Raw genomic sequence first — 2,563 nt, forward strand, 5'->3', positions numbered from 1 at the left:
CCGCTGCCCGAGGGCCTGGTGGACGGCTCACGGCTGGAACGGGCCATCTTCACGCCGTCGGCCAAGGCCGAGGTGGGCGAGCATGACGAGAACATCTCCTATGACGATGTTGTTGCCATGGTGGGGGACGACATCGCCGGGCGGCTGAGTGAGCTGACCCTGAAGATCTACACGGCGGCCGAGAAGATTGCCCGTGAACGCGGCATCATCCTGGCGGACACCAAGGTGGAATTCGGCTACGACGCAGTGTCCGGCGCCATCACCCTGGGCGACGAGGTCCTCACGCCGGATTCCTCCCGCTTCTGGGATGCAGCCACCTATGAGCCGGGCAAGGCGCAGCCGTCGTATGACAAGCAGTATGTCCGGGACTGGCTGACATCGGCTGAGTCCGGCTGGGACAGGAACTCGGACACGCCTCCGCCGGCATTGCCCGAGGACGTTGTGGCCCGTACCCGCAGCCGCTATGTGGAGGCCTACGAAAAACTGACGGGCAAGGCTTTTTCCTAGCCGTTCCCTGAGTTGGGCTAGCTTGCCTTGGCGTTTTTCGCCGCGGCGGCGGACCGCTGCTGCGCCAGCCGGATTTCCAGGATCGAGTCCAGCGCCTGCTGGACCCGGTCCTGGGCCCCGGCCGAGCTGAAGTCCTTCTGTGCCTCGTGGAGGTAGACGAGCGCTTCATCGGATTCGCCCGCGGCCTTGAGGGACTTGCCCAGCAGGAGCGCTACTTCTCCCGCGGTGTGCTTGGCGAGTGAATCGGACTCGGCATGGATCTCGCGGAGCTTCTGGATGGCGGCAACAATATCCCCGGTGAGGTACAGCCAGCGGGCGCGGATGAAGGCGACCTCCAGTTGGTCGCTCTTCATGCCATGGACGATGGAAAACGCCAGTTCGGCACGTTCAATGGAGGCGAGTGTTTCAGGCTCCACGATGCCGGATTGGAGCCTGACTGCAGCCGAGGCCTTGTTGAAGCGGGCCCACAGCTCGATGTCGTTGGCGGGGGAGAGCAGCTTCGCAGCGCGCTCGTGCTGCTTGACGCCTTCGGTGTAGTCGTGGCGCATGAAGGCCACGTTCCCGATCACCCAGGCGACTTCACCGGCGAGCTGGGCCATCGAGTTTTCGTCCACCTGGTCATTCATGGCCTGGCAGTATTTCCAGGCCTCGTCCAGCCGTCCGCTCTCGGCCAGTGCACCGATGAGGATGCGGTGGGCGCCGATGGTGACCGTGGAGCTCTTGGGCAATTGCGATGACAGGTGCACCGCTTCGAGAGCGTGGTCCACAGCTACCGAAAGCTGGCCCTGCCGGTGGAACACTGCCGCGAGCATTTGCCGCGCCCGTACGGCCAGTCCGGCGGACTCGGTGGCCATGGGGTGCTCCAACAGGCGCTGGGTGATCTGCTGGCAGTCCTGAAGGTCCCCGTGTTTCATCAGGCATTCTGCCTGCATATAGGTCATGTTCCACCAGGCGCTGGTGTTTTTACCCTCGAGTGCGATTCTGGCCGCGGTCGCTGCATGGCTCGCGGCGAGGGGATAATCGCGAAGATCCCACGCTTGCCGCGCATACAGTCCGGCCAACACGTATTCGGCATCGCTGACGGAGATGGGCTGGCTCCAGGCTTCCAGGGCCTTCGGCGCCAGTTCCAGCCGGCGGGCAAGTTCTTCAATGACCTCGGCCGTAGGCTCCCTGCGACCGGTCTCCAGGAGGGAGATATAGCTCGGGGAATACAGGTCCTTACCCAGTTCGGCCTGGGTCAGACCACGCTCGAGCCGCTCCGCCCGGAGCTTCTCCCCGAATCCGTTGCCCACGGGAAATCCTCCTTATTCTGGACAGCATATATACACAAAGCTTGACAGTCCCTGTGGAAGACATTTTACAATAGGTGTCAACAAGGACGTGCTGACTTTGTAACGAATCCGACTCGTATTGAGGACAATTTATGTTTAAGAAGATTGCGGCTGCGGCCGTACTGGCAGGCGCCCTGGCATTCTCAGCGGCGGCTCCGGCTGTCCTGTCCGCTGGTTCGATTTCCGACACTGCCGGCGTTTCGGTCGCCAGTGGCAACTGGCCTGATCCGGCATCGTCCAAGGTCAAGAAGAGCAGCGACACTTCCTACTCCACCTACAGCGGTAACTGGCCTGACCCGGCCTAAGTAACCTCTCTCCAACGAGGTTCGGAGCCCCGGTGCATGGATCCCATGCACCGGGGCTTTCCTTATGCCGCGCATATGTTGCGAAAAAGTGACAAAAAAGAGGGCCTCCCCGGGGGGAGACCCTCTTTCTTTTGGTCGGGATGACAGGATTTGAACCTGCGACCTCGTCGTCCCGAACGACGCGCGCTACCAAGCTGCGCCACATCCCGATCCGCTGCAAAAGCAACTTTACAAGGATAGCCGACGCCGGGCCCGGATGCGAAATCGGCGGCGTCCGGTCAGACCAGGGAGTCCTTCCAGGCGCCGTGGAGGTCTGCGAACCGTCCGCCGCCGCCGATCAGCTCTGCCGGTGTGCCGTCCTCCACAATGCGGCCGTCGTGGACCACCAGCACGCGGTCGGCCGTTTCCACGGTGGAGAGC

3 protein-coding genes, 1 tRNA gene and 1 pseudogene are annotated in these 2,563 nt (G+C 62.6%); 2 read left to right on the forward strand and 3 right to left on the reverse strand.

Annotated elements, in window-relative coordinates; all coding sequences use genetic code 11:
- On the forward strand, window positions 1–507 hold a 507-nt coding region (locus DBR22_RS06850; protein ID WP_308810186.1), incomplete at its 5' end, for a phosphoribosylaminoimidazolesuccinocarboxamide synthase.
- A 17-nt stretch (window positions 508–524) separates the two neighbouring features.
- On the opposite strand, the gene DBR22_RS06855 is transcribed toward DBR22_RS06850, so the two are convergent.
- Window positions 525–1,799: a helix-turn-helix domain-containing protein gene (locus tag DBR22_RS06855; protein ID WP_108598391.1), complete on the reverse strand. Its 1,275-nt coding sequence runs from the start codon at window positions 1,797–1,799 to the stop codon at window positions 525–527.
- 131 nt (window positions 1,800–1,930) lie between these two features.
- On the opposite strand from DBR22_RS06855, the gene DBR22_RS06860 reads away from it, so the two are divergent.
- Window positions 1,931–2,143: a hypothetical protein gene (locus DBR22_RS06860; protein ID WP_108598392.1), complete on the forward strand. Its 213-nt coding sequence runs from the start codon at window positions 1,931–1,933 to the stop codon at window positions 2,141–2,143.
- Window positions 2,144–2,275: 132 nt separating this feature from the next.
- On the opposite strand, the gene DBR22_RS06865 is transcribed toward DBR22_RS06860, so the two are convergent.
- Window positions 2,276–2,352: transfer RNA gene (locus tag DBR22_RS06865), tRNA-Pro, on the reverse strand.
- A gap of 69 nt (window positions 2,353–2,421) precedes the next feature.
- Window positions 2,422–2,563, reverse strand: a pseudogene (locus DBR22_RS24355) (ATP-binding cassette domain-containing protein); the annotation flags it as partial.

Source organism: Arthrobacter sp. HMWF013 (genome assembly GCF_003061105.1).
Classification (GTDB): Bacteria; Actinomycetota; Actinomycetes; order Actinomycetales; family Micrococcaceae; genus Arthrobacter.